Raw genomic sequence first — 6,938 nt, forward strand, 5'->3', positions numbered from 1 at the left:
CAGGTTCTCCTCGACCGCGGCCAGCAGCCTGCTGACCCGCTCGGCGTGCCGGTCGTCGTCGGTCTGCACGGCCAGTTCGGTCTCCAGGCCGAGCACCACACCCTGGCAGTAGCTGAACACCGGACGCTCGATCTCGCCCGACGGCAGGTGGATGCCGTCGAGGATCAGGCCGGACCCGGGGTCGCGCAGGGTCGCGTCCAGCCAGTCGGCCATCTCCTGCGCGCGCTCGACCCGGCCGAGGCGCAGCAGCGCGATGCCCGCCGGGCCGTTGGCCGGTGCGTTGAAGAAGTCGGAGCGGACCCGCCACGGGATGCCGCCGCCGGTCTCCGGCGCCCAGGCGCCGTAGAGCTGCTGCTCGAGCGCGACCAGGCCGCGGCGGGCCTCGGTCAGGTCCTGGGTGCGCTCGGCGCGTTCCAGCGCGATCGCGAGCCAGGCCATGTCGTCGTAGTAGCGGTTGGTCCAGCCGGTGAGGTTGCGGATGCGGATGGCGCGGGCGATGGCGCCGATGCGCCTGCGTCGCGCGGGGGTCGGCACGCGGTTGGCGGCGTCGACCGCGATGTCGAGCAGGTGCGCCTGCCACCAGTAGTGCCAGCCGGCGAACGCGCGCTCGCGCCGGGTCGCGGGCCAGCCGACGACACCCAATTCCGTTCCGGGACAACCCCACAGCGTGCGCAGGTGCCGCGAGACGATCGCGGACTCGGCCATGTCGGCACGCTCGGACCACAACGCCGGTGTCGGCACGGATCCGGCGCGATCAGTGGGCTGTGGGCGCCGGCCGCTGCGCGAGGTCATAGGACCATGGTGCCAGTTGCCGCCCGGTTTTCGCGCCCGTTCTGTTACCGATTCGAGGCTGATTCGATCACAACCAGGCCGATTCACCCATCACGACGGTCAGGAACCGACCGGTCACCAGGCCAGCGAGAGGTCGGCGTGCTGGCGGATCCAGGCGTGCATGGCGATGCCGGCGGCGACACCGGCGTTGATACTACGGGTCGAACCGAACTGGGCGATCGAAACTGTCAGCGCCGCAGCGTCTTTCGCATCCTCGCTGACACCAGGGCCTTCCTGGCCGAACAGCAGCAGACAGTCGCGCGGCAGCTGCGCCGTCTCCAGCGGGACCGCGCCGGGGACGTTGTCGACCGCGACGACGGTCAGCCCCGCGCCTGCGGCGAACTCACGCAGTTCGGCCAGGTCGGCGTGGTGCATCAGGTGCTGGTAGCGGTCGGTGACCATGGCGCCGCGCCGGTTCCAGCGCCGTTTGCCGACGATGTGCACCGCGGCCGCCGCGAAGGCGTTGGCCGTGCGGACGACGGTGCCGATATTGGCGTCGTGGCCGAAGTTCTCGATGGCGACGTGGAAGGGGAAGCGGCGGGCGTCGATGTCGGCGACGATCGCCTCGCGGGTCCAGTACCGGTACGCGTCGACGACATTGCGCCGGTCGCCCTCGGCCAGCAGGTGCGGGTCGTAGCGGTCGTCGGTGGGCGCCGGGGTGCCGTATTCCTGCTCCCACGGTCCGAGTCCGTACGGATGCTCGCCCCATTCGGTCGGACCCGCGACCTCGACCTCGGGCGATGGCACTGACTCGTTCACCCCGAGAATGCTAGGTGGGGCCCGGTCCGGCCGACGACTCGGCCGGGGCTGGGTACACCTGCGCGAATCGTGATCGCGAGGCCGCCGACGACACGAACACGCGACCTATCCTGGAATCGTAGGGCTCACGGGTGGTTGTCGGTATGGAGCACACGCGCATTGTTCAGGCGCTGACCTGCGTCGTCGCGCTGTATCTGGTCGCGCTCGCGGTGTGGCTCGGCTGGCTCGCGCCCCACACACCGCCGGGGACGCTGCCCTATCAGGTCTTCATCATGGTCGGGCTGTTCGGTGCCGCCGCAGGCATCGCCATGGTGATCGCCTCGATGCCGACCAAAGCCGACCGGCAGCTGCGTAAGCACGGCTTGGAGGGCTGGGCGCGCATCGACGGCGTGCGGCCGCTGACCCGCACCGACCATTCCAGTGAAATCACCGAACTCGATGTCGAGCTGACCGTGCCGGGGTCCGACAGCTACCACGGCAAGATCGTGGTCGACGTGATGCCGGTGGACAAGCCACGGATGGCGATCGGGCAAACCATCCCGATCCGCGTCGACCCGACCGACCGGGACAGAATCATCCTCGTGTTGTAGCTGTTCCGCCTCTCCGCGATTCTGGCCAGACCTAGGATGGTCGTTGCGTGAGCGGGCGGCTTCCGGCCGGCGCGGGCACGGGTCAGCCCGTACCCGGCGAGTTACCCATGTGCTTGCGAGATCTGTCGCCGGGATGACTGTGGCAGCTCCACCGAGGGCCGCGTTCAGGGAGGGCAGGGCGACGATCTCGCGGGTGGTGGTGTCGACACGGAGTATCAGGCACCGCGCGAGGGCGGGGCCACCTCGGGATCTGTGAGCAGGTACTGGGCGGCGGCGTAGGTCGCCAGGATGACGCCCTCACTCACCCGCCGGGTGCGGTCGTCGCGGGCGAACAGGCGGCGCAGCACGATCAGGCCGTCCGACACCGTGAACAGCAGTGCGCCGAGGCCGAGCCTGCTGCGCGGGTCGCTGTTCGGAATGTTCAGTCCCGCGATGTTCTTCGCGCCGGGAGCCAGCGCGGGGTCCGATGCCAGGGTCGCCGCGGTGCCGAGGGTGGCGCCGTAGGCGGTCAGCGGGATCGCGAGGACCGGGGCCTTCGCGCGCAGCAGGCCGGCCGCACCGGCCCACGCCACCAGCCGGGGTGCGGCGATCGCGGCGCGCGGGCGGGCGCCGCGCCGCCACCACAGCAGCGAGTAGCCGGTCTGCATGATCGCGAACGAGGACGCGCCCGCGATCAGGCGCTTGTCGTCGTCGGGATCGATGAGCAGCACGTCACCGACGGTGGCCGCGGCCAGCGAGCCGAGCAGGATCCGGCGCTCGGCCGGATCGAGCTCGACGCCGCTGGTGACGGTGTCGGCCGCCAGCAGCGGCATCAGCAGCGGCTTGGTCAGCCATTGGAGCCGGTCGCGGCCGGTGACGGCACCGAAGACGGTGACCGCCGCCGCCGCGAGATAACCGGCACGCAGCGGTCGCACGTCAGAAGCTCGCTTCCTGCGGCGCGGGCGGCAGGGTGACGACCTGGCCCGCGTAACTCAGCCCGGCGCCGAAGCCGAGCAGCAGCGCCAGCTGACCGCCCTTCGCCTTGCCGGTGACCAGCATCTCCTCCATCGCCAGCGGGATCGAGGCGGCCGAGGTGTTGCCGGTGTTCTCGATGTCGTTGGCCATCGGGATGCTCTCGGCCAGGCCGAGGTTCTTCTTCATCAGCTCGTTGATGCGCGCGTTGGCCTGGTGCGGGATGAACACCTCGATGTCCTCCTTGGCCACACCGGACATCTCCAGCGCCGCCGACAGCGCGCGCGGCAGGGTGATCGCGGCCCAGCGGAACACCTTCGGCCCCGCCATCCGCAACGCCATGCGCCGCAGCGGGTCGCCCGCGTAGCCGGGCTCCTGGACCTCGAGGGCCCGCAGCGAGAATTCGAGGAAGTCGATGTCCTGGGAGATGGCCTCGGCGTTGTCGCCATCGCTGCCCCACACCGTCGGGGAGATGCCGTTCTCCTCCGACAGACCGACCACGACCGCGCCCGCGCCGTCGCCGAAGATCATCGCGGTGCCGCGGTCGGTGGGATCGAGGCCGACCGTCATCGTCTCGGCGCCGATCACCAGAATGTAGTCGGCCGAGCCTGCCCGGATCAGGTCGGCGGCGACGCCGAGTCCATAGCCGAAGCCGCCGCAACCGGAGGTGAGGTCGAAGGCGGCGACGCCGTTGAGGCCGAGGTCGGAGGCCACCGACGGCGCGCCGTGCGGGGTGAGCTTGAGCCAGCTGGAGGTGCACAGGATCACCGCGCCGATCTTCGACCGATCGATCGGGGTGTTCTTCAGCGCGCGTTCACCCGCGGCGGCGGCGATGGAACGGATGGTCTCGTCGCCGCTGATCCAGCGCCGGTTGTGGATACCCGTGCGCTCGTAGATCCACTCCGGCGTCGAGTCCAGTACCTCGCATACCTCAGCATTGCTGACGATGCGCTGCGGTCGGTACGCACCGATCCCGAGCATCGCGACGTTGTCACGACTCTTGTTTACTGCAATGCTCACCACAGGTGACTCACACGTCCTTCAGACTTTCCGGACGACCACATCGTCATCCAGGGTTACCGTTGTTCAGGCTAACTCAGAGCAAGGTCATCGAGACCGAGGATGGATCGATACTCCAGCCCCTCCGCGGCGATGACCTGGTCAGCACCGGTTTCCCGATCGACAACGGTAGCGACGCCGACCACGATCGCGCCCGCGTCACGCAGCGCGCGCACCGCGGTGAGCGGCGAATTGCCGGTGGTGGTGGTGTCCTCGACGACCAGCACGCGCTTGCCGACGATGTCGGGGCCCTCGATCTGGCGCTGCATGCCGTGCGCCTTGGCCGCCTTGCGCACCACGAACGCGTCGATCGGGCGGCCCGCCGCGTGCATCACGGCCATCGCGACCGGATCGGCGCCCATGGTGAGCCCACCGACGGCGTCGAAGTCCCAGTCGGCGACCAGCTCGCGCAGCAGCGAACCGATCAGCGGGCCTGCCTGGTGGTGCAGCGTCGCACGGCGCAGGTCGACGTAGTAGTCGGCCTCCTTGCCCGAGGACAGCGTCACCTTGCCGTGCACGACCGCGAGCTCGCGCACGAGCGCGGCCAGCTGGTCGCGATCTGCCTCGGTGAGCGCCTGACGTGCCTGGTCGATCATCGTTTGCGTGTCCTTTCGGTCATGATCCGGGCCTATGGTTACGCTACGCGCCGCGTCCGGGCCCGACGCTCATGCCCTAGGTCCGTCCGCGCGCGTTGAAGAGTCCGCGATTCATGCGGGCCACCAGGGTCCGTGGGACGAAGCCCGCCACCGCGGTGAGCACCTTGTACTGCACGCCCGGCACGCTGATCACCCGCCCCGCGTCCAGGTCGTGCAGACACCCGTCGACGACCTGGTCGACGTCGAGCCACAGGCGCTGGGGAATTGATCTCATCTCGATGCCCGCCCGCTCGTGGAACTCGGTGTGCACGAACCCGGGGCACAGCGCCTGGATGCGGACACCGGTGCCCGCCAATCCACCCGCCAACCCTTCCGAGAAGGATACGACGTAGGCCTTGGACGCCGAATAGGTCGACCCCCGTCCGGGGATCAGCCCGGCCACGCTCGCCACATTCACGATCGAGCCGGTGGCCGCGGCGATCATCGGCGGCAACGCGGCCCTGGTCAGCTGCAGCACCGAGGTGACGTTGACGTCGAGCTGCGCCTGCAGTTCGGCGGGCTCCAGGGTCCAGAACTCTCCCGAATGCGCGAAACCCGCGTTGTTGACCAGGAATTCGAGGCCCTTGGCGGCCCGATCGGCGACGCGGGCGCGGTCGTCGTCATCGGCGAGGTCGGCGGCGAGCACCTCGGTGGAGGTGGCGTAGCGGCGGCCGAGCTCGTCGGCGAGAGCCCGCAGACGTACCTCGTTCCTGGCGACGAGCACCAGGTCGTAGCCGAGCGAGGCGAGACGGTGGGCGAAGCCCTGCCCGATCCCGGACGTCGGTCCGGTGATCATGGCGACGGGACGATGCGAGCCGGGCAGGCGAAGCGGGCTGTCGGTCACTTCGGTACGGGCCCCTGGTACGGGCGGAAACCGGGGTGGAACGGTCCGCCGGGCTGTCCCGAGTCGGCGTCCTCGTCACGCGACGCGGGCGCTTCGGGGCGCGGACGCGGTTCCGGGACGACGGCCAGCGACGGCCGCTTCGGCGGCTCACCGAGCGGGCGGCGGCCCGGGGCCGGCTGGTCCTCGAAGTCGGGATCGTCGAGGTCGGGGTCGTAGTCGTCGCCGGTGTAGGCCTGCGGTCGGCCAGCGGGCGCGCGACGGCCGAACTCGAAATCGTCCGGTTCGGGGGCTTGGGAGCTCAGACCACGGCCGCCGTACGGCTGGTCGCCGTAGGGATCGTCGAGATCGGCATCGTCGGGTCCCGGGAAACGGGCGCGACCAGGCTCGTCGTGGTCACCGGCGGCGGGACGCCCGAATTCGGCCGGTGCGCGGTCGTCGTCGAGATCCTCGTCGTACCCGGCGCGGAAGCCCAGCGGCTCGTCGGCATTGCTGCGCGGGCGGGTATATTCGCTCGGCTCGACCACCGGCGGCAGCACATGCAGCAGGCCGGACAGGCGCAGCACCGCGTCGATCGCGGTCTCCCAGTCCTTGGGTCCGCTGCCGACGGGCAGCATGCCGAGGGTCCAGTTGCCCTCGCTCCACAGCATCTGCACGGTGTCCGAGAGCGACTCGATGAAGCCGACCATCCGCTGATCGACCGCGTGCCTGGCGATCTCGGGATCGGTCGCGAACACGACCCGGTCGCCGATCGCGCCGAGCAGTTCCAGATCGTGGTCCTTCGGCGGCGACGCGGTCTTGAGCCGCATGTCGACGTCGATCTCGGAGCCGATCTGGCGGCGCACCGCCACCAGCGTCGCCGCGTCTTCCAGGTCGAAGAGCACGAACTTCTCGCCCTTGCGGATACCGGAGACCACGTCGACCGCGGAGAGATAGCCGAGCTTGGCCAGCGCGCCACGACGCCACGTCGAGGCGAGCGCCGGCTCGACCGAGACGTAGGTATAGCCCTGGGACTTCGCCCAGACCTGGCGCGCGTGCCCGGTGCGCTGTCGCTGGACCCGATCGAAATAGAGCAGTACGACCGCACCAACGAGTGCGATCGCCGCCAACCCGAACCACATAGCCGTCATCGTCGCCTAGCCTATCCAGCCGTCGCCGTGATTGCCCGGCAGTGCCGGGCTTTCGACGCGCGGGTCGCTCATCGGGGGCCGCTTGGTAACGCGCGACAGATGATGATCTATTCGTGGGTCGAGCCCGCTGGGGTTTTTTGGC

At 69.7% G+C, this 6,938-nt stretch carries 8 protein-coding genes; 1 reads left to right on the plus strand and 7 read right to left on the minus strand.

Features of this window, described 5'->3' with window-relative positions; all coding sequences use genetic code 11:
- Positions 1 to 705, minus strand: a 705-nt coding sequence (locus tag ACFWPJ_RS20505) for a glycoside hydrolase family 76 protein (RefSeq protein WP_378853605.1), incomplete at its 3' end; no start/stop codon positions are given.
- Positions 706 to 906: 201 nt separating this feature from the next.
- Entirely contained in the window at positions 907 to 1,590 is a 684-nt protein-coding gene (locus tag ACFWPJ_RS20510; RefSeq protein ID WP_378853593.1) for a TrmH family RNA methyltransferase, read from the minus strand.
- 143 nt (positions 1,591 to 1,733) lie between these two features.
- On the opposite strand from ACFWPJ_RS20510, the gene ACFWPJ_RS20515 reads away from it, so the two are divergent.
- Positions 1,734 to 2,180 (plus strand): hypothetical protein, encoded by a 447-nt coding sequence (locus tag ACFWPJ_RS20515; RefSeq protein WP_378853595.1) that lies wholly within the window; start codon positions 1,734 to 1,736, stop codon positions 2,178 to 2,180.
- Between the two features lie 215 nt (positions 2,181 to 2,395).
- On the opposite strand, the gene ACFWPJ_RS20520 is transcribed toward ACFWPJ_RS20515, so the two are convergent.
- The 5 genes from ACFWPJ_RS20520 to ACFWPJ_RS20540 form a co-directional block, all read right to left on the minus strand.
- Positions 2,396 to 3,094: a lysoplasmalogenase gene (locus tag ACFWPJ_RS20520; RefSeq protein ID WP_378853597.1), complete on the minus strand. Its 699-nt coding sequence runs from the start codon at positions 3,092 to 3,094 to the stop codon at positions 2,396 to 2,398.
- Between the two features lies 1 nt (position 3,095).
- The gene (locus ACFWPJ_RS20525; RefSeq protein WP_378853599.1) at positions 3,096 to 4,154 is read right to left on the minus strand and encodes a beta-ketoacyl-ACP synthase 3; all 1,059 of its coding nucleotides are present in this window, start codon (positions 4,152 to 4,154) and stop codon (positions 3,096 to 3,098) included.
- A gap of 68 nt (positions 4,155 to 4,222) precedes the next feature.
- A complete protein-coding gene (gene pyrE / locus ACFWPJ_RS20530) occupies positions 4,223 to 4,786 on the minus strand; it encodes an orotate phosphoribosyltransferase (RefSeq protein ID WP_378853601.1) in 564 nt (187 codons plus the stop codon).
- 76 nt (positions 4,787 to 4,862) lie between these two features.
- Entirely contained in the window at positions 4,863 to 5,621 is a 759-nt protein-coding gene (locus ACFWPJ_RS20535; RefSeq protein ID WP_378853607.1) for an SDR family NAD(P)-dependent oxidoreductase, read from the minus strand.
- Between the two features lie 44 nt (positions 5,622 to 5,665).
- Positions 5,666 to 6,796 (minus strand): hypothetical protein, encoded by a 1,131-nt coding sequence (locus tag ACFWPJ_RS20540; RefSeq protein ID WP_378853603.1) that lies wholly within the window; start codon positions 6,794 to 6,796, stop codon positions 5,666 to 5,668.
- Positions 6,797 to 6,938: the final 142 nt, after the last annotated feature.

This window comes from Nocardia sp. NPDC058497 (assembly GCF_042720195.1).
GTDB lineage: Bacteria > Actinomycetota > Actinomycetes > Mycobacteriales > Mycobacteriaceae > Nocardia.